Origin of the sequence: Clostridium senegalense (assembly GCF_018916625.1) — a bacterium.
Taxonomy (GTDB): Bacteria; Bacillota; Clostridia; order Clostridiales; family Clostridiaceae; genus Clostridium_J; species Clostridium_J senegalense.
Genome location: NZ_JAHLNC010000001.1, coordinates 188,099 through 212,379, shown reverse-complemented (window position 1 = coordinate 212,379; position 24,281 = coordinate 188,099). Strand labels below are relative to the sequence as shown.

At 26.7% G+C, this 24,281-nt stretch carries 17 protein-coding genes; 12 read left to right on the top strand and 5 right to left on the bottom strand.

What is annotated here, in order from left to right:
* Nucleotides 1-119: 119 nt before the first annotated feature.
* The 7 genes from KQI36_RS01020 to KQI36_RS00990 all read left to right on the top strand — a co-directional run bounded on the left by KQI36_RS01020 (nt 120) and on the right by KQI36_RS00990 (nt 7,270).
* Nucleotides 120-854: an ABC transporter ATP-binding protein gene (locus KQI36_RS01020; RefSeq protein WP_061994775.1), complete on the top strand. Its 735-nt coding sequence runs from the start codon at nt 120-122 to the stop codon at nt 852-854.
* Complete coding sequence (locus KQI36_RS01015; protein WP_216449275.1) at nt 844-2,037, top strand: ABC transporter permease; 1,194 nt, start codon at nt 844-846, stop codon at nt 2,035-2,037. The genes KQI36_RS01020 and KQI36_RS01015 overlap by 11 nt, the downstream gene beginning before the upstream one ends.
* Nucleotides 2,038-2,373: 336 nt before the next feature.
* A complete protein-coding gene (locus tag KQI36_RS01010) occupies nt 2,374-3,327 on the top strand; it encodes an ABC transporter permease (protein ID WP_216449274.1) in 954 nt (317 codons plus the stop codon).
* Nucleotides 3,317-4,279 (top strand): iron chelate uptake ABC transporter family permease subunit, encoded by a 963-nt coding sequence (locus tag KQI36_RS01005; RefSeq protein ID WP_244991445.1) that lies wholly within the window; start codon nt 3,317-3,319, stop codon nt 4,277-4,279. Before KQI36_RS01010 ends, KQI36_RS01005 begins: the two co-directional genes overlap by 11 nt.
* On the top strand, nt 4,276-5,031 hold the full coding sequence (locus KQI36_RS01000; protein WP_216449273.1) for an iron ABC transporter ATP-binding protein: 756 nt from the start codon (nt 4,276-4,278) through the stop codon (nt 5,029-5,031). Before KQI36_RS01005 ends, KQI36_RS01000 begins: the two co-directional genes overlap by 4 nt.
* 40 nt (nt 5,032-5,071) lie before the next feature.
* Nucleotides 5,072-6,016, top strand: coding sequence for a siderophore ABC transporter substrate-binding protein (locus tag KQI36_RS00995; protein WP_216449272.1), 945 nt, complete (start codon nt 5,072-5,074; stop codon nt 6,014-6,016).
* 255 nt (nt 6,017-6,271) lie between these two features.
* Nucleotides 6,272-7,270 carry an FUSC family protein gene (locus tag KQI36_RS00990; protein WP_216449271.1) on the top strand — a complete coding sequence of 333 codons (999 nt, stop codon included), beginning with the start codon at nt 6,272-6,274 and terminating at the stop codon, nt 7,268-7,270.
* 34 nt (nt 7,271-7,304) lie between these two features.
* Here the strand turns inward: KQI36_RS00990 and KQI36_RS00985 are convergent, their stop codons facing one another.
* Nucleotides 7,305-8,558 (bottom strand): pyridoxal phosphate-dependent decarboxylase family protein, encoded by a 1,254-nt coding sequence (locus KQI36_RS00985; RefSeq protein ID WP_216449270.1) that lies wholly within the window; start codon nt 8,556-8,558, stop codon nt 7,305-7,307.
* Nucleotides 8,559-9,191: 633 nt separating this feature from the next.
* Complete coding sequence (locus KQI36_RS00980) at nt 9,192-9,545, bottom strand: ribonuclease G (protein WP_216449269.1); 354 nt, start codon at nt 9,543-9,545, stop codon at nt 9,192-9,194.
* 200 nt (nt 9,546-9,745) lie between these two features.
* Here KQI36_RS00980 and KQI36_RS00975 point away from each other — a divergent pair, with 200 nt between their 5' ends.
* The 4 genes from KQI36_RS00975 (at nt 9,746) to hcp (KQI36_RS00960) (ending at nt 17,840) form a co-directional block, all read left to right on the top strand.
* The gene (locus KQI36_RS00975) at nt 9,746-10,432 is read left to right on the top strand and encodes a Bax inhibitor-1/YccA family protein (RefSeq protein ID WP_010292102.1); all 687 of its coding nucleotides are present in this window, start codon (nt 9,746-9,748) and stop codon (nt 10,430-10,432) included.
* A 603-nt stretch (nt 10,433-11,035) separates the two neighbouring features.
* Nucleotides 11,036-12,055 (top strand): aspartate--ammonia ligase, encoded by a 1,020-nt coding sequence (asnA, locus tag KQI36_RS00970; protein WP_216449916.1) that lies wholly within the window; start codon nt 11,036-11,038, stop codon nt 12,053-12,055.
* A 245-nt stretch (nt 12,056-12,300) separates the two neighbouring features.
* Complete coding sequence (locus tag KQI36_RS00965; protein WP_216449268.1) at nt 12,301-15,726, top strand: pyruvate carboxylase; 3,426 nt, start codon at nt 12,301-12,303, stop codon at nt 15,724-15,726.
* Between the two features lie 413 nt (nt 15,727-16,139).
* Nucleotides 16,140-17,840, top strand: coding sequence for a hydroxylamine reductase (gene hcp / locus KQI36_RS00960; protein ID WP_216449267.1), 1,701 nt, complete (start codon nt 16,140-16,142; stop codon nt 17,838-17,840).
* A 127-nt stretch (nt 17,841-17,967) separates the two neighbouring features.
* Here hcp (KQI36_RS00960) and hcp (KQI36_RS00955) read toward each other — a convergent pair whose 3' ends face one another.
* The 3 genes from hcp (KQI36_RS00955) to recQ form a co-directional block, all read right to left on the bottom strand.
* Nucleotides 17,968-19,620, bottom strand: coding sequence for a hydroxylamine reductase (gene hcp / locus KQI36_RS00955; RefSeq protein ID WP_216449266.1), 1,653 nt, complete (start codon nt 19,618-19,620; stop codon nt 17,968-17,970).
* 179 nt (nt 19,621-19,799) lie between these two features.
* Complete coding sequence (gap, locus tag KQI36_RS00950; RefSeq protein ID WP_216449265.1) at nt 19,800-20,831, bottom strand: type I glyceraldehyde-3-phosphate dehydrogenase; 1,032 nt, start codon at nt 20,829-20,831, stop codon at nt 19,800-19,802.
* A 318-nt stretch (nt 20,832-21,149) separates the two neighbouring features.
* Entirely contained in the window at nt 21,150-23,297 is a 2,148-nt protein-coding gene (gene recQ / locus KQI36_RS00945; protein WP_216449264.1) for a DNA helicase RecQ, read from the bottom strand.
* Nucleotides 23,298-23,498: 201 nt separating this feature from the next.
* Between recQ and KQI36_RS00940 the strand changes: the two genes are divergently transcribed.
* Complete coding sequence (locus KQI36_RS00940) at nt 23,499-24,251, top strand: nucleoside phosphorylase (protein WP_216449263.1); 753 nt, start codon at nt 23,499-23,501, stop codon at nt 24,249-24,251.
* Nucleotides 24,252-24,281 lie beyond the last annotated feature (30 nt).

Genomic DNA, 24,281 nt, shown 5'->3' with positions numbered 1-24,281 from the left:
AACCGTGTAAAGAGCTTTTGTAGAGGAATTTATTGAAAACATATCAATATGATATAATATATTTAAAATATAAGTTATTATAAATAATATATAAATTTTATTATTAAAGAGGTGAAAAAATGATAGATGTTAAGGGGATTAAAAAAAACTTTGGCAGAGTTGAAGCATTAAAGGGGATAAGCTTTAATGTTCAAAAGGGTGAGATTGTAGGTTTGTTAGGTGAAAATGGAGCAGGAAAAACTACGACTTTAAGGATGATAGCTACAATGTTAAAACCTACAGAAGGAACTTGTCTTGTAAATGGTCATGATATATTTAAAGATGCTGACAAAGTAAGAGGTGAAATTGGAATTTTATTTGGCGGAGAGGTAGGACTTTATGATAGACTTACTGCTAGAGAAAATATAAGATATTTTGCACTACTTAATGGTATGAACAAACTAGAAGCGGATAAAAATATAGAGGAACTTGTAAGAATTCTTGATATGGAAGAATATATAGATAGGAAAGTGGGGAAATTTTCCAGAGGTATGAAACAAAAGGTTGCTATTGCAAGGTCTATTGTACATAATCCTTCAGTTATGTTATTTGATGAGCCTACTATTGGCCTAGATGTAATTTCAACACGAATAATTCAAAAGTTTATATTAAAATGCAAAAAAGAAAATAAAGCTATAATATTTTCAAGCCATAGTATGAATGAAGTTGAAAAATTATGTGATAGAATAGTCATCATAAATAAGGGGGAAGTTGTTGAGAGTGGCACAATAAAAGGACTTAAAGAAAAATACAACAATGAAGATTTAGAAGAGGTATTTGTAAGTCTAATTGGAGGTGACGGTATTGAGTTTTAAAACAGTTGGACTAATATTTAAAAAGGAATTATCAGATTTATTTAGAGATAAAAAGACAGTATTAGTAGGAGTTTTAATTCCGCTATTACTATTGCCTATAATGTTTTACTTTATGAGTGCAGGTATAGAAAAAACTGCAAAAAAAGAAAATTTTAACATAGCCATAGAAGACAAAGGTAAAAGCTCTTTGGATAAATTTTTGAAAGAAAAAAATGATCTTAATATAAAAACTATAGAATTTGATGAAGCAGAAGATAAGGTTAAAGATGGGGATATCGCAGTAGTTATAACAATACCAGATAATTTTGAAGAAAATATAAAAAATGGAGTTCAAACAAATATTGATGTTATATATGATGATTCAAGTCAAACTTCTAGTATGGTATTTTCTAAGGTTAATCAATACATAGGTGAGTTTTCACAAAACGTGGTCAAAACAACACTTACCAATAAAGGTATTGATCCTAGCGTATTACTTCCTGTAAATATAAATGAAAAGACTATCGTTGAAGAAGATGATGGGGTAAGCAAGATGATTATGTCTATGATTATACCTTTATTTATAGTTTTATATTGTGTTACAGGACCACTGCCGGCTGCTACAGATTTAGGCGCTGGAGAAAAGGAAAGAGGCACTTTAGAGCCACTTTTGACAACAAAAGCAAGCAGATTATCTATACTTTATGGAAAGGTTTTTGCTATAACTGTACTTGGAATTATTACTGCTATTGCAGCAATTGCTGGACTTATAATTTCGTTTAAAATAAGCCCAGGCGTTTTTGGTGGAGGAGTAGAAAATTTTGATATAGGACTATCTCCGTTAACAATACTTATAATATTCCTATTTACAGTACTAACATCTATGGCTTTTGGAGCTTTAGAGTTAGCTATAAGCATATATGCCAGGTCTTTTAAAGAGGCTCAAACTTATACTACACCATTAACTATTTTAGCTTTTGTACCAACTTTTTTAATGTATACAGTTGATGGAAAAAATATAGATAATATCTACTTTCACATACCAATAGCAAATGTTATGTCTATATTAAAAGAGGTAACACTAGGAGTTATAAATATTCAACATATTCTTGTTGTTTTAGGATGGATGATTGCGTATATAGTAATATCAGTAGCTATAGCTAGATATATGTTTAATAAGGAAAATGTAATTTTTAGAACTTAAAATTAAAAGTTAAGGGAGCTTAGAAAAAATAAGCTCTCTTATTTTTTTACTTTTTATTTTTATTTATAGAAATTGTTGAAACTTATCTTGTTATCAATAGAGTTTTTGCATATTTAAGAGAAAAAAACAGATTTTAGATAATAAATGTTAAATTTTATTAAAAAACTTTTAAAAATAAGTTGACAATGATAATGAATTTCATTATCATATATTTATCGATAATAATTATTAATAGTTATAACTTAAAAATTATAGAAAGGGGAGTTACAATAAATCATTAATAGATTTTTGTAACACAAATTAAAGCAATATCTTAAGCTTTATTAAATTCAAAGTATGAAGGATAAATATTTAGTAGTTATATTAGTACTATTGTCCATAGTATCTTTATTTGTTGGAGTTCATGAATTAAATATTTCGAACTTGTTAAATGGAGATACTATGCAATTAGAAATAATATACTTATCAAGAATACCACGTCTAATAAGTATAATACTTTCAGCAGTAGGTATGAGTATAAGTGGAGTTATTATGCAACAAATAAGTAATAATAAGTTTGTATCACCTACTACAGCAGCAACAGTAGATTCTGCAAAGTTAGGAGTTTTAATAGCAGTTATGTTTTTCTCGACTACTACACTGACAGAGAAAATGATTATGGCATTTATATTTTCTATAATTGGAACTTTTATATTTATGAAAGTTTTAAGAAAAATAAAATATAAAAATGCAGTATTTATACCATTGGTAGGAATAATGATAGGAAATGTAATTAGTTCAATTACTGATTTTATAGCTTATAAATATAATTTAGTTCAAAATGTAAATTCTTTTATGCAGGGAAATTTTTCTATGATTATTAAAGGAAATTATGAGCTATTATTTTTAACTATTCCTTTATTAACTGTAGCATATATATATGCATATAAATTTACAGTTATAGGAATGGGTGAAGATATATCTAAAAATTTAGGTTTAAATTTTAATAAAGTAGTTACTATAGGTATGATTATAGTTGCATTAATATCATCATTAGTTGTAATAACTATTGGGAATATACCCTTTTTAGGTTTAGTAGTTCCTAATATAGTTTCTATATATAAAGGGGACAACCTATCTGAAAATATTAGTACTACAGCATTGGTTGGAGCTATTTTTGTATTATGTTGTGATGTAGTTGGAAGATTAATAATATTTCCATATGAAATACCGATAAGTGTTACTGTAGGGTCAGTAGGATCTATAATATTTCTTTGGTTAATTTTTAGGAGAAACAATAATGAAAAGTAGAAATATAAATGTAAAAAGTAAAATTTATTTACTAGCTATTATAAATTTAATATTAATTATGCTATTTATATTTTTAGGATTAAATGAAAGTAATTTTAATTACAATATTTCAAAGAGAATACCTAAAATTATAGCAATAATAATTTCTGGCTCGTCTATAGCTTTTTCATCATTAGTATTTCAAACAATGACTAATAATAGGATTCTAACTCCTAGTATTTTAGGACTTGATTCATTATACATATTTTTTCAGACAGTTATTGTACTTATGTTTGGGTCTTCTTCCATATTTATGTTGAATAAAAATATAAATTTTATATTTTCTACTATGCTTATGATAATTGGAACATTAACTTTATACAAATTAGTAGTACTTAGAAAAAGAAATATATTCTTTTTATTATTAGTAGGAACGGTTATGGGCACGTTATTAAAAACATCAACAACTTTTATGCAAGTTATAATAGATCCCAATGAATTTGAGGCTTTACAGACAGTATTATATGCGAGCTTTAACAATGTAAATATTAATATATTATTTTTTAGTCTGATAATTACGGTAGTTATTGCTGGAGTTGTGTATGATGATATTAAAAAATATGATGTTATGTTGCTAGGAAGAGAAAATGCAATAAATTTAGGTATTAATTATGATAAATTATCTTATAAAATAATTATTATAGTTTCAATATTAATATCTGTATCAACAGCTTTAGTAGGACCGTTAACATTTTTAGGTATATTGATTGTAAACTTGTCGTATCAATGGTTTAAAACATATAAACACAATCTACTTATAATAGGATCAATTTTAATAAGTATCTTAGCATTAGTAGGTGGACAATTTATTGTTGAAAGAATTTTAAATTATAGTAGTACAGTTAGTATAATAATAAATTTTATAGGAGGAGTGTATTTTATATATTTATTATTAAAGGAGAGCAATATATGATAGAAGTAAAAGGCATATGTAAAAGTTATGGTAATAAAAAAATTGTAGACAATGTATCTTTTGATATAGAAAAAGGAAAAATAACATCTTTTATTGGTCCTAATGGAGCAGGAAAAAGTACTGTTTTATCCATGTTAAGTAGAATAACTAGTATAGATTCAGGAGAAGTTTATATCGATGGCAAAGAAATCTCTAAGTGGGATACTGTTGAATTATCTAAAAAAATATCAATATTAAAACAAAGTAATAATATTAATGTGAGGCTTACAATAAAAGAATTAGTATCATTTGGAAGATTTCCATATTCACAGGGGAAACTTACAAATGAAGATAAAAAATTTATAAATAAAGCCATAAAATATATGGAACTTTCGGATATAGAAAATAAGTATTTAGATGAATTAAGTGGAGGTCAGAGACAAAGGGCATATATAGCTATGATTATAGCTCAAAATACAGACTATATACTTTTGGATGAACCATTGAATAATCTAGATATGAAACATTCAGTTCAAATGATGAAAGTTTTAAAAAGATTAACAGAAGATTTGAAAAAAACAGTGATTATAGTTATACATGATATTAACTTTGCGTCTTGTTATTCAGACAATATGGTAGTTTTAAAAGATGGAAAATTAATGAAAAATGGATTGAAGGAGGAGATTATAAATAAGGAGTTATTAGAAGATATTTATAAAATAAATTTTAATATAAAAGATATAAATGGAAATAAAATATGTGTTTATTTTTAAGGAATAATTGATAATGAAATTCAAAATCAGGGAGGAAGAAATGAGTAAAAAGGTTTTAATAAGTATTTTAATAATAATTTTATTTTTAATAGGGGGATACAGTTTTTTAAAATTTTCAAATGAAGGTAAAGGTGAAGGCTTAGTTGGAGATATGGTAATAGAACATAGATATGGGCAAACACAGGTTAAAAGTAATCCAGAAAAAATTGTAGTTTTAGACTATGGTTCTTTAGATATATTAGATAAAATGGAAATAGAGCCAATTGCATTACCTAAATCTAATTTACCAGAATATTTATCAAAGTATAATGATGAAAAATATTCTGATTTAGGAGCTTTATTAGAGTTTGACATGGAGAAAATAAATGAACTAAAACCAGATTTAATAATAATAGAAGGAAGACAAGGTAAATATTACGAAGAACTTTCTAAGATTGCACCAACTATTGGCCTTGGAACAGTTAATAATGATCATTTTAAATCTTTAGAAGATAATATATCTATATTGGCAAAAATATTTGGAAAAGATGCGTTTGGAAAAAAAGAAGTTGAAAAGATTAATAAAGAGTTAGATGAAATAAATAAAAAGACTACAAGTTCGGAAAATAATGCTTTAATATTTATGGTAAATAAAGGATCTATTAGTGTGTTTGGACAAGGATCTAGATTTGGTATGATATATGATAAATTCGGATTTAAGTGTGCAGATGAAAACTTAAGTGGTGAAAATAATCATGGTGAAAATGTTTCTTATGAGTATATATTATCTAAAAACCCAGAATATATATTTGTAATAGATAAAAGTGTAATTGTTGGAGGAGAACAAAAATCAGCTAAAGAAATAATGGAAACAGATATAGTTAAAAATACAAATGCATATAAAAATGGAAAGATAATATATCTTGATCCAAAAGTATGGTACTTAGGGGGAAGTGGAATTAGCTCTACAGAAATAATGATATCTGAAATAAAAAAATCTTTATAGTTAAGAGGTTATTGCCAAATGGCAATAACCTTTTTAGTTTTATTTATAAGTTTATAAAAATTTGATAAAAATATTTATAATGTATGTATCGTATAGAAAAATATTAAAATTAATAAATTAAAAGTACGTTATCAATAGCAATATTATATACAATAATAAAAGAATAGTTTAGCATATAACGAATGTTAATAAATTTTAAAAAAAATTTACATTATGATAAAATCCTCAATAGCATGAAAAGAAAAGAGGTTCAACATGAATAAAAAAATGATTTTATCAAAAAGTATTTTATTTATTATGATAGTGGCATTTATAGGTTTATTCAAAATTATATTTGGAGAAGAAAATACTCTTATAGGTGTTACAGTAATAACTTTAGCATTAATGATAATAGAAAAAAAGCCTAGTGAAAAATTTGTTGTAAGTTTTTCAAAAATATTATTTATGAATGTATTTTTAGGATTATGTTCATTCTTAGCATATAAGTCATTAATATTAGGTTTGATTTTAAACACTACAGTTATGTTTATTGTTGCATATGTTTGTTCATATAATTTAAATGAGGGATTATATATACCTTTTGGACTTCAATATATGTTTATGTTAAATACTCCTGTTGATGATAAAAAGTTTATTATAAGGTTAGCAGCATTAATTTTCGGTGCTTTATTTTCAGTAACACTACAATATATAATAAATAGAAAAAATGATGTCAGTATAAATAAATTTAAATTAGAGAATGAAGTTTTTAAATATAAGAAAAATTTCACAAAGAAAAGTTTAATGTTTTCATATGGAGTTAGAATGGCATTAGTTATGGGAATTTCTACATTTATTATGGAGAAAATTGATTTACCAGAAGTAAGATGGATAATGTATACTGTATTTTCTCTTACAAAGCCATATAAAGATAATTGTAATGAAAGAATATCTAAAAGAATAGAGGGAACATTAATTGGAAGTATAATATTTATAGTGTTATTTACCATTATAGAATCGTCAGTATTAAGAAGTTTAATATTAATGGTGGTAGGATATGCTAACACTTATATAACTGAGTATAAAAAAATGATAATTTGTGTTACCATATCAGCATTAGGAACAGTTGCTATAGGGCAACAACTTTTTTTTATAACTTTAGAAAGAATTATATTTATAATAATAGGGGCTATTATATCAAAAGTAATTAATAATTATGTATTACCGTTTAGTACAATTACTGATGAAAAGTGTAATTTGGAATTGAAATGTTAATATATAATAAAAAAGCGTGCAATTGCACGCTTTTTTATGCTGTTTTTGTAGAAGAATTTAAATGATTTTTTAAATCATTTATTAAAGAGTTTAATATTTCTAAATGTACATGTTCCATAACATTTATTTTATACCATTTATTAGTATCGTTATGAACTTCTGGAGTTAAGAAATACTTCTCTACAATTTCATCATTTACATATTTAGATTCTATAGTTACAAGATTCATCATTTCTTCTTTATAATAAGTAATATTTAAATTTTCTAATTCATTACAGAACCAGTTTGTCCTATTTCTTAATTTATCTATTTTTTCAAGCCATCCAAATGGACCATACGTAGCAAGAATCATCCATACAGCAACAGAATTAGCGCCAGAACGACTTCCACTTATTGTTACATCTAAATTTTCTATATAAGTAGCTTCTTTTGTAAGTGTATTATGTATTAAATTCTTTCTACATAAGAAAATACCAGTACCATAAGGTGCTTGAAGCATTTTATGAGCATCTAATGTAATAGAATCTACATTTTTGTTAGAAAAATCTGTATTGCAATTTTTATTTCCGATAGGATATATAAATCCTCCGAAAGCACCATCTACATGGATTTTATAATCTAATTCATATTTATCAAAAGTATTTGCATATAAATCAGGATCATCTACAGAACCAAACATAGTAGTACCCATGTTTGAAATTACTATAAAATATTTTTTACCATTTTCTTTTGCTTCTTTTATTATACTATCTAAAACCTCTTCTTGGATTTTACGAGTATAAAATTCAACAGGAACTTTTATAATATCTATATTTAATAAATCAGAACCTTTATATGCAGAGTAATGTGTATCTGCAGATGTTATTATAGCTATTTCCTCATGTTTAGCATTTTTTTCATTTTTAAAGTAATTTCTATAAACCCACATAGCTTGAATATTTGCTTCTGTTCCACCTTGAGCAATGTAACCGTCAAATTCTTCATCTTCTCCATTAAGTATATCTTTTGATAAAAGTTGAATTAGTTCTCTTTCTATATCAAAAGTACCTCCAAATAATATATCTGCTTTATCATATGTATGGCAGCCTATATGATTAGGATTTTGTATAAAAGTTCTAAGATATGGTGATTTTTTAACAAAATCAAATCCGTCATAAAACATTGCATTATCTAATTTTGTTCCAGGAATACCTATAGTATTAGTATTGTCATAATTTAAAGTTCTACTTAATGCTTCTGAAACCTTTTGGTTTAATTCTTCCTCAGTATACTTTTTCCAATATTTCATTCTTTCATCCCCTCTAATATTTTAATTTAAAATTAAATCCAATTTACTTTTACTTTATTTTAAGGAAAGTTAATTTCAGGGTTCCAAGTGCACTTTGAAAATTATTCCATCTAAACTTAGATACCCAAAATAGTTATATATGCTTTGAATCACTTAGAATTCAACACTAAATATTGTATAAAAATATTTTGATATCATTGAATAAATGTAAATTTGAGCTTGTTTCCCTATATATAACTAAATTTCTTTTAGAATTTAATGTTTTATTATAGAAATCGTTTATATTGATTATTAACTTTATTCAAAATATTTTAATTATATAAAAGCTAATGGATTTTTATTAAATTAGTGTATGAAAAGTATGAAAACACTAACTTAGTAAAAATCATTAGTAAAACCTTTACAAAAACTTTGCAAAAAAATAAATTTCTATTATAGAAATAATAAAAATTGTTTAAAAAAAATTAACATATATTTTATATGCAATTCATTATAACATAATAATGTGTGAAATGTCTAACTTAATAAAAAGTTTTAAATTAACTTTAAAAAATTATATTTCTATAAAATATAAAAGAAAAAACTATGAGTTTAGCTACACATAGTTTTTTCTTTCATTATATAATATATAGTTTAATAATTATAGTATTCTCCATAATTACTTAATAAAGGAATAAATGCAAAAATTACTATCAATAGATATAAAACTATAATAATCATAGTTAATATAAATGAAAATAATCCAGCTCTGGACCATGTATTTTGAATTTTCATAAATTCATCAACACTTTCAAAATCACCTTTTTTCCATGCCCAAGAATTACCTTTTGCACCACATACAAAAATCCATATTATATTAAAAAGAGGAATTAGACATAAAAGTGGTAGATAGGAACGATTTCCTATTCCCCATAAAATATTATACATGAAAGCTCCCCAATTCCATTTCTTAACTTCACTAGGGACAAAATTTTTATCATTTTCCATAATAAATCCTCCTAAAACAAAATTATACATTTTTTTCAAAAAAACAAATAAATCCATAGATATACTAGCATATTTTTTAAAAAATTTCAAATTTTTTTAAAAAAATAACATAAATTACAAGTAATATATTGAAAAAATATAACTAAAATGGTAGAATTAAATAAAAAATTTTAATTTTAATTGAAGGAGGAATTAAAAAAATGGAAGGAAATTCTTTTCAAGTTAGTCAAAATAAGTTTATAGGAAAAACATTACTTTACATGACTATGGGATTAATATTAACTTTTATAGTTTCATATGCATTATGTATTAATGAAGATTTTATAATATTTTTATATTATAATCAGTATTCATTTTTTGTAGCTATTGTTGTAGAAATAGGATTAGTCAGTTTAATAACTAGAAAAATGGAAAGCATGTCTGTTAAAACTGGGTTTATATTATTCTTATTGTACTCAGTAATTAGTGGGGTAACGTTCTCAGCTATATTATTAGCATATTCTTTAGAATCAATTATTTTTATATTTTTTATAGCAGCTTTAATGTTCCTTTGCTCAGGAATGATAGGGATGACAACTAAAAGAGATTTATCAACTTTAGGAAGATTTGCTATTATGTCTCTTGTAGGAATAATTATTGTAAGTATAATAAATATGCTTTTAGGATCTAATGATGGACTTTTTAATTTTATAAATTATGTAGGAATGATTATATTCTGTGCTTTAACAGCTTATGATATGCAAAAAATAAAGATTATACATAAGTATTCATATGAACTTTCACCAGTTGAAGTTAATAAATTTGCTATATTAGCAGCACTAAATCTTTATTTAGACTTAATAAATATATTTATATATTTATTAAGATTGTTAGGTAGAAAAAGATAGATGAATAGTAAAAGGTATTTAAAAATAAATTTTAAATTTATTTTTAAATACTTTTTTTATTTTTAATATTATTTGTTTTATGTGAGCACTATTTAAACTATTATAAATACAAGGTTGCGAGGAGTTTAAATATAAAAAAAATCTAAAAATATAAAAAAAACCAACAAAAGTGTATCACAAATGAATAAAATGCTACAATAATGAAATTTTTATGATGGCTATGTTTCATGTAAAAAAAACAATTAAGTTATAAAAGGAATAAAAACACTAAAAAACACTATAAAGTATGTTAAAAAGCAAATTTAAATGATGAAAATAAAGAAAAAATACTTTAAATTAACTAATCAATAAAAAATATTGAAATTAATTTAAAAATATATTGCAATTTTGATAAAAAAGATGTACTATGTTAATAGCTGATACAAAAGCTGATACAAAATAAGTTTTCTTTTTAAATTTGGCGTTAAAATACAATTAATTATGAGATTGATTTTTACGCTAAAATATAATATATAATTTAGAAATGAAAAAATAAATCAAAAATTGTTAGGAGATGGTTCAGGTGGGGAATATACTTTAGTAAAAAAAGATAAACATGAATTTGTGAAAGAGGATAAAAACTTAATAATTCCAAAAAATTATAATTCAGAAATAAGTATTATAGAAACTGAAAGAGCTATAAAATTTATTAAAGATTATTTTGAAAAAAGTTTAGCAGAAAACTTAAATCTTACAAGAATATCAGCTCCATTGTTCGTAATGGAAAATACTGGAGTGAATGACAGTTTGAATGGAGTGGAAAGACCAGTTTCCTTTGATGCTTTAGACATAAAAGAAGATAATTTGGAAATTGTACAATCTCTTGCTAAATGGAAGAGAATAGCCTTAAGTAATTATGGATTTGAGGTTGATGAAGGTATTTATACAGACATGAATGCCATTAGAAGAGATGAGATTTTAGATAATACTCACTCCATATATGTAGATCAATGGGATTGGGAAAAAATAATAAGTAAAGAGCAACGTAGTGAAGTTTATTTAAAAGATGTAGTAAATAAAATATATACAACTTTTAAAGAAACTGAACGAATTGTATGTGAAAGATACTCACATATAAAGCCTATGTTGCCGGAAAACATATATTTTATCACATCTCAGCAGTTAGAGGATATGTATCCAGATGTTGATTCGGATACAAGGGAAAAACTGATAACAAAAGAAAAAGGCGCAGTTTTTATAAGTAAAATAGGAAAAGTTTTAAACTCTGGAGAAAAGCATGGAACAAGATCTCCTGATTATGATGATTGGGAACTAAATGGAGATATAATATTTTGGTACCCTATTCTAGATAAGCCATTAGAACTTTCATCTATGGGAATAAGAGTAGATGAAAATTCTCTTTTAAAACAATTAAAAATAAATGGCTGTGAAGATAGAAAAGAATTAGAATATCATAAGATGTTATTAAACAAAAAGCTTCCATATACTATTGGTGGTGGAATAGGACAATCTAGGATCTGTATGTATTTTTTAAGAAAAGCACATATAGGAGAAGTTCAAGCTAGTATATGGAATAAAGAAATGATAAAGAAATGTAAAGAAAACAATATAGAATTGTTATAAGAAAATTATATAGGGTCTAATAGTAAATTATTCAAATTCATATTAAATGATTTACCGTTGGGCTCTATATTAACAAAAAATAGATTGAATGTTAAATTATTTATGATTATAATTTGAAAACTACAAAGATAACTATTATATAGTTTAAATTTTAAAAATATTTGGATAATTAAAATCGTATAATTATATTATATAGATAAAATGATATACATATTATGTTAGAACTAGTGAAAGGGTGGATTTAAATGAGTTTTAAAAAAATTCTTGTTGCAAATAGAGGGGAAATAGCTATAAGAGTATTCAGGGCCTGTCATGAACTTGGAATAAGAACAGTAGCTATATACTCAGAAGAAGATAAAGGTGCGTTATTTAGAACAAAAGCAGATGAAGCTTATCAAATAGGACGTGGAAAAGGACCAGTAGAAGCATATCTTTCTATTGATGAAATAATAGAATTAGCAAAGAAAAAGCAAGTTGATGCAATTCATCCAGGATATGGGTTCTTATCTGAAAATATGGAATTTGCTAAAAAGTGTGAAGAAAATGATATAGAATTTATAGGACCAACATCTGAAATGATGGATAAACTAGGAGAAAAAATAAAGTGTAAAATAGTTGCAGAATCTGTTGGAGTTCCTATTATACCTGGAACAAATGAGCCAATAAAGTCAGCAGAAAAAGCAAAAGAACTTGCTAATTTATGTGGTTATCCTATAATGTTAAAGGCTGCTGCTGGTGGTGGCGGAAGAGGTATGAGAATTGTTCGTAACGAGGAAGAGCTTATAGATGCATATATAAGTGCCAGAAACGAAGCAAAAAAAGCTTTTGGAATAGATGATATTTTTATAGAAAAATATATAGAAAACCCTAAACATATAGAAGTTCAATTGCTTGGAGATAAATATGGTAATATAGTTCATCTTTATGAAAGAGATTGCTCTATACAAAGAAGACATCAAAAACTCGTAGAATATACTCCTGCTTTTTCATTACCTGAAAGTTTAAGAGAAAATATATGTAATGATGCGATAAAGATAGCTAAAGCTGTTAATTATAGAAGTGCAGGAACAGCAGAGTTTTTAGTAGATAGTCATGGAAACTATTATTTCATTGAAATGAATCCAAGAATACAAGTAGAGCATACAGTTACAGAAATGCTTACATCTATAGATATAGTACAATGTCAAATTTTAATAGCACAAGGATTTAGTTTAGGTTCTAAAGAAATTGGAATAGGAAGTCAAAAAGACGTACATTGCATGGGATACTCTATACAATGTAGGATAACTACTGAGGACCCTATGAATAATTTCTTCCCAGATACAGGTAAGATAGATATGTATAGAACTAGTTCAGGATTTGGTGTAAGGCTTGATGGTGGCAATGGATTTACTGGAGCTGTCATAAGTCCATATTACGATAGCTTATTAGTAAAAGTAATAACTCATGGAAGAACTTTTAAAGAAACAATAAATAAAGCAAAACGTTCGGTTAGAGAAACTAAAATAGATGGTGTTAAGACTAATTCTGATTTTTTAATAAATGTTTTAAGTTGTGAAGAATTTGAAAAAGGTATTTGCACAACAAGCTTTATTGAAAATCATCCAGAATTGTTAAATGTAATACCTAAAGAAGATAAAGAACTTAAATTACTTAATTTCTTAGGCGAAAAAATAGTTAATGAGGGCAAGCATAGTCATAAAGATTTTGATATACCTCAAATACCTAAATTTCCTAAGTCTCAGTCTTTAAGTGGAACCAAACAAATTTTAGATAAAAAAGGACCATTAGGTCTTACTGAGTGGATCAAAAATGAAAAGAAATTACTTTTAACTGATACAACAATGAGAGATGCTCATCAATCACTTATGGCAACAAGACTTAGAACAAAAGATATGGCGATGATAGCAGAACCAATGTCTCATCTTGCAAAAGATTTATTTTCAGTTGAAATGTGGGGAGGAGCAACTTTTGATGTTGCATATAGATTCTTAAAAGAAGATCCATGGGAAAGATTGGAGATATTAAGAAAGAAACTTCCAAATATATTATTCCAAATGTTAATTAGAGGTGCCAATGGAGTTGGATATAAAAACTATCCAGATAATGTTATAAGAGAATTTATAAAGGAATCTGCAGATAAAGGTATTGATGTATTTAGAATATTTGACTCACTAAACTGGTTAAAAGGTATGGAAGTAGCAACAGATGAAGTTTTAAAAACAGGAAAAGTTGCTGAAGTATGTATGTGCTATACAGGAGATATTTTAGATAGTAGTAGAAAAAAATATGATTTAAATTATTATATTAAAATGGCTAAAGAAATAGAATCTATGGGAGCTCATATATTAGGTATAAAAGATATGTCAGCGCTTTTAAAACCATATGCTGCATATGAACTTATATCCGCATTAAAAGAAGAGATAAATATACCAATACATTTACATACGCATGACACCAGTGGAAATGGGGTTGCCACTGTACTTATGGCAGCACAAGCTGGAGTAGATATTGTAGACACTGCATTTAATAGTATGTCAGGACTTACAAGTCAACCTGCTTTAAATTCTGTTGTAGCAGCTCTTGAAAATACAAAACGTGATACAAAGTTAGACTGTGACAGTTTACAGCAGATATCTGATTATTGGGAAAGTGTAAGACCTATTTATGAAGACTTTGAGTCCGAGTTAAAGGCTACAAGCGCTGAAATATATAAATATGAAATTCCAGGAGGACAATATTCTAATTTAAAACAACAAGTTAAGAGTTTTGGTCTTGGTCATAAGTTCCAAGAAATAAAGGATATGTATAAAGAAGTAAATGGTATGGTTGGAGACATTGTTAAGGTTACTCCATCATCTAAAATGATAGGTGATATGGCTATATTTATGGTTAAAAATAATATTGATTCTAATAATATATTAGAAAAAGGGGAAATATTATCATTCCCAGACTCAGCTGTAGATTATTTTAAAGGTATGATGGGACAACCTAATGGAGGATTCCCAAAAGATTTACAGAAAATTGTTTTAAAAGATGAAGATTCTATAGAATGTAGACCTGGAGAACTTTTAAAGGATGAAGATTTTGAAAAGATAGAAAAAATATTAAGAGAAGAATTAGAAATAACTCCAGAGAAAAAAGATATTATAGCATATGCTTTATATCCAAAGGTATTTAAAGAATATGTAGAGTATAAGAAGACAAAAGGTGATTTTTCAAATATGCCAAGTGTACCATTTTTCCATGGAATAGTGGAAGGGGAAACTTTAGAAATTGAAGTTGAAGAAGGTAAGGTATTTTTAGTAAAATTAATAAAAGTTCTAAATCCAGATTCAAAAGGTATGAGAAAAGTGATATTTGAAGTAAATGGATTTAGAAGAGAAATAGATGTAAAAGATAGGGCTATTGAAGAAAATAAAAATGAAAAGTCAATTGTGTTTGCTAGTAAAGAGGATCATACAGAAATAGGTGCTAGTATACCGGGAAAAGTTGTTAAGGTGTTAGTTAAAAAAGGGGATAAAATAGAAAAAAATCAAAAACTTATGATTTTAGAAGCTATGAAAATGGAAACTAATATAGTATCTAAAATTTCTGGAGAGATAGAAGAAGTGTTAGTTAATGAGGGTAGCCAAGTTGAAAGTGGTCAACTCATAATTAAATTAAAATAGCTTTAATAAAAATAATTTTAATAAAAAGTACTATAATAAAAATAAGAACTTAGTTTAACTAGGTTCTTATTTTTATTTTCAAAAACGAATTTTATCATTAAAAATATTAAAATAAAAAAATAACATTTTTATATTTTAAAAGAATGTGTAACAATAGTTACCGAAATGTAATCTGAAAAATAGTATACTTTCAATTGTGGAAGACAGATATTAAAAGAATGATATATAAGGATGTAAGTTGAAGGTTTAATTTATACATAAAGATTTTATTACAAATACATAAAGTATAGTAAGAGTTAACATAAATACAACTAATACATGTTTTTTCTAAACTAAAAAAATATAAGTTAAAATTAAAACTTAAAACCTTATAATACATAGAAATAGTATGAGAAATCAAGGAGGAATTCATAATGGGAATGTTTTGTTATCAATGTCAAGAAGCAGCAGGATGTAAGGGATGTACAGTAAAAGGTGTTTGTGGAAAAACTGAAGATGTAGCAAAGACTCAGGATTTATTAGTATACGTTACTAAAGGTCTTGCGATTATAAGTAATGAAGGTAGAAAAGTTGGTGTGATAGATAAAGAAGTAGACAAATGTATAACAGAAAATTTATTTTCAACAATTACAAATGCAAATTTTCATAGAGAAGATCTTTTAGAAAGAATTAAACAAACTTTAAAATTGAGAGAAAGCTTAAAAGTTAAGGTTTTAAAAGCTGGTGGGGTTATAGGTGAGACTAAGGTAACTGGTGGTTTTTTAAAAAAAATATTAGGTATGAATACTAAAGAAATAATTATTCCAGATGCTGCCCATTGGAAGGGGAATAATGAATTAGCTTTTGTGCAAAAATCAGAAACAGTTGGAGTGTTAGCAACTGAAAATGAAGATATAAGAAGTTTGAGAGAACTTATACTTTATGGATTAAAGGGATTATCAGCATATATGAAACATGCCATGAATTTAGAATACAATAGTGACGAAATTCATGGATTTATGGCAAAAGCATTAGCAGCAACTTTAGATGATACTTTAACGGTAGATGATTTAGTAGGGATAGCTCTTGAAGCAGGAAAATATGGTGTGGATGGAATGGCATTACTTGATAGCGCTAATACTAAAACTTATGGTCATCCAGAAATCACAACAGTAGATATAGGGGTAAGAAATAATCCAGGAATATTAATATCAGGACATGATTTAAAAGATTTAGAAATGTTACTTCAGCAAACAGAAGGAACGGGAGTAGATGTTTATACACATGGTGAAATGTTAGCAGGTCAATATTATCCTAAGTTCAAAAAATATAAACATTTTGCAGGTAATTACGGAAATGCTTGGTGGAAACAAAAAGAAGAATTTGAAAAGTTTAATGGGGTTATACTTATGACAACAAATTGTGTTGTAATTCCATCCAATTCTTATAAGAATAGATTATTTACAACAGGAGCAACAGGTGTTCCAGGATGTAAGCATATAGAAACTGACAAATTTGGTAAAAAAGATTTTTCTCAATTAATAGAAATGGCTAAAAAGTGTAAAGCACCTACAGAAATAGAAAAGGGACAAATTGTTGGTGGTTTTGCTCATAATCAAGTAATTGCATTAGCAGATAAGATTGTTGAAGCTATAAAGGCTGGAGATATAAAGAGATTCTTTGTTATGGCTGGATGCGATGGAAGAGCTAAATCAAGAAATTACTATACAGAATTTGCAGAAAAGTTACCAAAAGATACAATAATTTTAACAGCAGGTTGTGCAAAATACAAATATAATAAATTAAATTTAGGAGATATCAATGGAATTCCTAGAGTGCTAGATGCAGGACAATGTAATGATTCATATTCATTAGTTGTAATAGCTTTAAAGCTTGCAGAAGTATTTGGTGTTGAAAGTGTAAATGACTTACCAATAAGTTATAATATAGCATGGTATGAGCAAAAGGCAGTTATAGTATTATTGTCACTATTGCATTTAGGCGTTAAAAATATACATTTAGGACCAACATTACCAGCATTTTTATCACCAAATGTAACAAAAGTATTAGTTGATAACTTTGGAATTGGTGGAATAACAAATGTTGATGATGATATAAACATGTTCATGTCTTAATAAAACAAATAATGAGATATATGTTTTAAATAAAATTTTATGTTAAAGTAAATTTATCACTTATTAATTTACAATATAAATAGAAATTCATAATATAAAAAAGACTGCTTTGGCAGTCTTTTTTATATTATGAATTTCTAAAGATTGATTTTAAATCATCTTCTGGTGTGCTTATAGGTTTTATATCAAAATTGTCTATAAGATATTGAAGTACGTTAGGTGATAAAAATGCTGGAAGGGATGGGCCAAGGTAAATTCCTTTTATATCTAATGAAAGTAATGCTAACAAATCAGCAACAGCTTTTTGTTCGTACCATGAAAGTACAATAGATAGAGGAAGATCATTAACAGTACAATTAAAAGCATCTGCAAGAGCTAATGCTATTCTTACTGCAGAATAAGCATCGTTACATTGTCCTATGTCTAAGAGTCTAGGTATTCCATCTATATCACCAAAATCTAATTTGTTAAACCTGTATTTTCCACAAGCTAAAGTTAAAATTATACAATCATTTGGAAGTTGTTTAGCAAATTCGGTATAATAATTTCTACCTGGTCTAGCGCCATCACAACCACCTATTACAAAGAAACGTTTAATTTTTCCTTCTTTAACAAGTTTTATTATTTCTTCTGCATGACTTAATGTTGCTTTATGTCCAAACCCTACTAAAATTTCCTGTGGAACTTCATCTTCCTTAAAGCCACCAAGTTCTAAGGCTTTATTTATTATTTCTGAAAAGTCTTTAGTTCCATCATTTTTCTTAGGAATATGCTTTATATTCTTCCAACCAACAACGCTAGTTGTAAAAATTCTGTCGCTGTAAGAATCACGGGGGTTCATAAGACAATTAGTTGTCATTAGAATACATCCAGGAATATTGTCAAAGTCTTTTTGTTGATCTTGCCAAGCCCCACCAAAGTTACCTACAAGGTGGGTGTATTTATTAAGGTTAGGATAACCATGAGCAGGTAACATTTCACCATGGGTATAAACATTTATTCCTTTATCTTTGGTTTGTTCAAGAAGCATTTCTAAATCCTTTAGATCATGACCAGAAACTATTATGAAAGGTCCTTTTTTAGTTTTTACATTCACCTTTTGAGGAGATGGAGATTGGAATAATTCGTTATTAGCTTTATCCAATACCTCCATGCATTTAACAGACATTTTACCAGCTTTTATCATTACATTAATTAGATTTTCTAATGATAATGAATCATTTATAACAGCTGATAATGCTTCAAAATAAAAATTATCAACATCATCGTCATGATAATTTATAAACCTTGCTTGATGAGAATATGCGCTAATTCCTTTTAGACAGTAAATTATTGTTTGTCTTACTGAACGAATATCAGCATCTAAGTTTTGATTATACATAATCCCTGCTATTTTAGAGTCCCGTAACATTTCTTCTTTAGTGTCAGGTAATTGATACTTTGCTATATCAGATTCATCAGTAATATTATCTATCTTAGATTTTAGTTCATTTTTATATTTTTTAGATTTTTTTAATTGATTAACAAAAAAGTCTAAATCAAAGTTGACATTTGTAAGGGTTGAAAATAAACTATCTTCTATAAAAGATACGTACTTTTTATCAATTTTTTCACCTTTTTTAATAAGTTCAAGTCCATAAAAACTCATACCTTTTAATTGATATATAAGTAAATCTTGAAGGTTTGCAATATCTGGTGTTTTACCACAAACACCTACTTTAGTGCAGCCTTTTCCTCCGACAGTTTGCTCACATTGATAGCAAAACATATCATTCTCCATAAAAAAACCTCCTATATAAGTTTAGTAATCAAATCTAGTATTGGTAAAGATAAGTATAAATATTCCTTTTGGAAGTAAGATAAAATTGATTTGTATAGGTAAAGTAAACTAAAATTTAAAATAAAAAAATAACTACTATACTTTCGTATAAGTAGTTATTTTAGAGGTTGTTTTAAGTTTTAAGCAGTTTTACAAACTACTTCAGAATTTAAGGCTTCTGCTACCACATTAGCTAAATCCACAACTCTTGCAGAATATCCCCATTCATTGTCATACCATGCAGCAACTTTAACCATTTTTCCGTTTACCATAGTTGAAAGTGCATCAAGTATTGAAGATCTATCGTCTCCTTTAAAGTCAACAGAAACTAAAGGTAAATCACAATATCCTAAGATTCCTTTTAATTCATTTTCAGATGCATTTTTAAATGCGTCATTTAATTCTTCAACAGTAACTTCTTTTTCAAGTTCACAAACTAAATCAGTTATTGATACTGCTGCTGTTGGTACTCTTAAAGCAAAACCATTAAGTTTTCCGCTAAGTTCTGGTAAAACTTTTGCAACAGCTTTTGCAGCACCAGTGGAAGTTGGAACTATTGATTGACCAGCAGCTCTAGCTCTTCTTAAATCTTTATGACTTTTATCTAGTATTTGTTGATCATTTGTATATGAGTGAATAGTAGTCATAAATCCGTTTACGATACCAAATTTCTCATTTAACACTTTAACTACTGGAGCTAAACAATTTGTTGTGCAAGATGCATTAGAAATTAAAGTATGTTTAGATACATCTAGCTTATCGTCATTTACTCCCATAACAACAGTTATATCTTCATCTTTTCCCGGAGCTGTTAATATAACTTTTTTTGCACCAGCATCTACGTGGCCCATAAGTTCTTCTCTAGTTTTAAATTTTCCAGTAGATTCTATAACTAAATTAACGTTAAGAGCTTCCCAAGGAATATCCTTTGGTTCTGCGCATCTTGTTATTTTGATTTCTTTTCCATTTATTATTAGAGAGTCTTTAGTTGTTTTTACATCACCTTTGAAAGTTCCGAAACATGAATCATAAACAAATAGATGTGCTAATGTTTCAACATCAGCTCTAGCATTTATTGATACTATATTAAAATTATTATCAGGATTTTCAGAAGCTATTCTTAAAAACGTTCTTCCTATTCTTCCAAATCCATTTATACCTATATTTATCATAAAACTACCCCCTGAGTATTCATTAAAAACTTTTTAAAATTTATTATTAAATCAATTAATTACGTATTTTCTTTACAAGAATATAGTACAACATAAATAGAAAAAAATCAAATAAAGTATAGCATAATAAAAATAAAAATAAGTTGAATACCGTTGAAAAAGATAACAATATCTCTTAAATGCTCTTAAATACTTTAAAACAACATACTATATATTAAATATAATACTATATAGTATGTTGTAGTAATAAAAAGTGTACACTTTTGAATTTTGTATTAATAATAAAATTTATTTGTTAATAAAGGTAATTAAATTCATTTATGAAACGAAATAATTCTTAAATATAACTACTTTTATCTCATCATAAGTTATATTAGGATTTACTATTTCTTTAATAGGCTTTAATCTATTTCTTCCTACTTGTTTTATTGCATCTAAAATCTCTTTTTCATTATTTTCATCGTACAAGTTAGAAAAATCTAGAGGCAAATTAGTACTTTCATGTTCTTCTAAATATTTTTTTATATGTTCAAGTATAGTTCCTATTTGAAGATTACGTTGCTTACAAGCATTTTCGATAGACGGGTTATTACTTAGTAAGTCCATTGTAACTTCTATAGTTTTGCCTTTATGAGAAGAACCTTTAGATTGAGAATCATTTTTTGTTTTAGTAAAAACAAAATTTAAGGTTATATTATTTTCATTTACATATGTGTTTATTGCATTTAAAAATATAGTTCCATACTTTTCGCACTTGTGTTCACCAATTCCACTTATATCAAGTAATTCTTCTTTATTAATAGGCAGTCTTATACTAAGTTCCTTTAAGGTGCTATCAGAAAAAACAACATATGGTGGTATGTTTTCATCATTTGCAATATCTCTTCTTAAAGATTTTAAAATTGTAAGTAGTTCATTATTTGCATCTACGTATTCTTTGTTTACAAACTCCTTGAATATAACACTTTCTTCTCTTTTAAGGATAGGAATAGATTTTTCGGTAAGTCCTACTGTAGGAAAATTACCTTGTAGGCTTTCTAAATATCTATGGGAGATAAGAGTATGAATAAAAGTTTTTAAGTAATCTTTTGAAACATTACTCATTATTCCGTAAGTATTAAGTTTATCGAGGCCAAGTCTTAAGACTTTTTTATTTTTAGAACCTTTAAGTATATCTATAATAGATGTTACACCTAAGGGACGTTTCATTTCATAAACACAATATAATACATTTCTAGCTTCTTCTGTTTTATCAACAAATTCTCCTTCGAAATGGCAGTTACTACATTTACCACAATCTTGATTATAATTTTCACCAAAATAGTTTAGGATGAATTTTTTAAGACAATCATTGGAATACGAAAAATCTGCCATTAGTTGCAACTTATTATACTCATTTAATTTTCTATTTTCATTATAAGTACTTACATCAATTAAATATTTTTGCAGATGTATATCTGATTGAGAAAAAAGAAGAATACATTCACTTTCTTCACCATCTCTTCCTGCTCTACCTATTTCTTGATAATAACTTTCGATATTTTTAGGCATATTATGGTGTATTACAAATCTTACATTAGATTTATCTATTCCCATACCAAAAGCATTAGTAGCAATTATTATATTACAGTTATCATAAAGAAAAGATTCTTGATTTTCTAAACGCTCATTATCAGAAAGACCAGCATGGTATTTTAAAGCTGTAATATCTTTGTTATTTAAAAGTTCCCAAAGAGATTCTACTTCTTTTCGTGTAGCACAATAAATTATGCCAGAATCTTCTTTGTGAGTTTTTAAGTAGTTTAAAATAAAAGTTTCTTTATTTCCACCTTGAACAACTTTTAGTATTAAATTTTCTCTATCAAAGCCTGTTATAAATATGGAAGGCTTATTTAAGTGAAGAAGTTTAACCATATCATTTTTAACTTCTTCTGTAGCAGTAGCAGTAAAAGCAGCAACAGTTGGACGGGTTTTTAAAAGATTTATAAATTCATTTATTTTTGTGTAACTAGATCTAAAATCATGACCCCATTGAGAAACACAGTGGGCCTCATCTATAGCTATAAATGGTACATTAACATTAGATATTAATGTTATAAAATCTTGAGATAACAATCGTTCTGGTGCTACATAAAGTATTTTTAAATTATTGTTTAATATTTTTTCTTTTACGATTTTATACTCTAATGATGAAAGAGAGCTATTTATGTACCCAGCACTTATTCCAGTAGCTTTTAAATTGTCCACTTGATCTTTCATAAGAGAAATTAATGGTGATACTACAATTGTTATACCATCAAATAAAATTGCTGGGAGTTGATAACATATAGATTTACCACCACCAGTAGGCATTATAGCTACAGTATCATTTCCATTTAAAATAGAATGAATTACATTTTCTTGTCCTTTTCTAAAACTATTATAACCAAAGTATTTATTTAAAACTTCTAAAGCCTTATTAATCATTAATAAACTCACCTCATAAAATTGATAATAAAAGTATATATATCTTATTATTATCATAGACTAATTTAAGGAAATTTAAAACTGATATATAAGAAAAAGATAATTTATGAAATATTATGATTGTTTCAAAAAAAATAAAAATAATGATATTATTAATAGTAATACTATAGTGGAGATGATTTATAGAAAGTGGTGAATTAAATGGAAAGATTTACAGCTAAAGATTACATTAACTATGTACTGGAAAGTAAAAATGTAAAATTAGAAGATATTAAGGTTGGAGAAATTGTTATATTATCTTGGTTTAATAACGTTATAGACTATTTAAAGGATAAGTATAATGGGGTTAATCCATCATATAACACTTTTGGAAAAAGACATGAAATATATAATATAAATGTTAACGGAAAGTTAGTAACTCTATTTTATAGCAGTATAGGTGCACCAGCGACTATAGCAGCAATGGAAGAACTTAGGGAACTTGGAGGGAAAGTATTTATAGGTATAGGTCTTGCAGGTAGTTTAAATGAAAATTTAAAACTTGGTGATTTATTAATACCTTATGAAAGCATAAGAGAAGAAGGTACTTCATACCATTATCTAGATCATAAAGATAATGTATATCCTTGTGAAGAATTAAAATGTAAAATAGAAAATTCTCTAAAGAATATAGGATATAAATATACTGTAGGATCACAATGGACTACTGATGCTATATATAAGGAAACTTTAGACCAAATAGAAAAACATTCTAAAGTAGGAGTATGTGGAGTTGATATGGAAACGTCAGCTATGTATGCTTTTGGACAAGCTACAAATACAAAAGTGTGCAATATTTTAGCTATAAGCGATGAATTATGGCATAAATGGAATCCAGGTTTTGGGGGAGAAATTGTGTTAAGTGGACTTGAAAAAGCAACTAAAGTTGTAGAATCAGTAATAAAAAATTTATAAAGTATAAAAATATAGTTTGAAGATTGGAGA

Coding starts and splice junctions, on each gene's coding strand:
- KQI36_RS01020 (WP_061994775.1), top strand. CDS start 120: ATGATAGATGTTAAGGGGATTAAAAAAAACTTTGGCAGAGTTGAAGCA.
- KQI36_RS01010 (WP_216449274.1), top strand. CDS start 2,374: ATGAAGGATAAATATTTAGTAGTTATATTAGTACTATTGTCCATAGTA.
- KQI36_RS01005 (WP_244991445.1), top strand. CDS start 3,317: ATGAAAAGTAGAAATATAAATGTAAAAAGTAAAATTTATTTACTAGCT.
- KQI36_RS01000 (WP_216449273.1), top strand. CDS start 4,276: ATGATAGAAGTAAAAGGCATATGTAAAAGTTATGGTAATAAAAAAATT.
- KQI36_RS00995 (WP_216449272.1), top strand. CDS start 5,072: ATGAGTAAAAAGGTTTTAATAAGTATTTTAATAATAATTTTATTTTTA.
- KQI36_RS00990 (WP_216449271.1), top strand. CDS start 6,272: ATGAATAAAAAAATGATTTTATCAAAAAGTATTTTATTTATTATGATA.
- KQI36_RS00985 (WP_216449270.1), bottom strand. CDS start 8,558: ATGAAATATTGGAAAAAGTATACTGAGGAAGAATTAAACCAAAAGGTT.
- KQI36_RS00980 (WP_216449269.1), bottom strand. CDS start 9,545: ATGGAAAATGATAAAAATTTTGTCCCTAGTGAAGTTAAGAAATGGAAT.
- KQI36_RS00975 (WP_010292102.1), top strand. CDS start 9,746: ATGGAAGGAAATTCTTTTCAAGTTAGTCAAAATAAGTTTATAGGAAAA.
- KQI36_RS00965 (WP_216449268.1), top strand. CDS start 12,301: ATGAGTTTTAAAAAAATTCTTGTTGCAAATAGAGGGGAAATAGCTATA.
- hcp (WP_216449267.1), top strand. CDS start 16,140: ATGGGAATGTTTTGTTATCAATGTCAAGAAGCAGCAGGATGTAAGGGA.
- hcp (WP_216449266.1), bottom strand. CDS start 19,620: ATGGAGAATGATATGTTTTGCTATCAATGTGAGCAAACTGTCGGAGGA.
- gap (WP_216449265.1), bottom strand. CDS start 20,831: ATGATAAATATAGGTATAAATGGATTTGGAAGAATAGGAAGAACGTTT.
- recQ (WP_216449264.1), bottom strand. CDS start 23,297: ATGATTAATAAGGCTTTAGAAGTTTTAAATAAATACTTTGGTTATAAT.
- KQI36_RS00940 (WP_216449263.1), top strand. CDS start 23,499: ATGGAAAGATTTACAGCTAAAGATTACATTAACTATGTACTGGAAAGT.